Source organism: Streptomyces megasporus, assembly GCF_000718985.1.
GTDB classification, from domain to species: domain Bacteria; phylum Actinomycetota; class Actinomycetes; order Streptomycetales; family Streptomycetaceae; genus Streptomyces; species Streptomyces megasporus.
Genome location: NZ_JODL01000188.1, coordinates 1 through 226 on the forward strand (window position 1 = coordinate 1; position 226 = coordinate 226).

Below are 226 nucleotides of genomic sequence, written 5' to 3' on the forward strand. Positions count from 1 at the left end.
GTCGACCAGGACGGGCTTGTCGCTCTTGAGGACGACGTCCTCGAAGTCGGCATCGGTGGCGGTCAGGGTGGCCATGGTGTTCTCCTTGAGTTCTCGGGGATGTGCTGTGAGGTGGGTGGGTGGGGATGTCGTCAGAGGGCGGCGGCGGCCGCGGCCTCGTCGGTCTTCTCCGGCTCGGCGACGTGCTTCTCGGGAGCGTCGACCAGGGCGGCCAGGTACCGCTCGG

1 pseudogene is annotated in these 226 nt (G+C 68.6%); it reads right to left on the reverse strand.

Annotation, left to right across the window (positions count from 1 at the left end):
* Positions 1-75 (reverse strand): annotated as a pseudogene (locus tag IF47_RS32055) (thiol reductase thioredoxin); the annotation flags it as partial.
* Positions 76-226 lie beyond the last annotated feature (151 nt).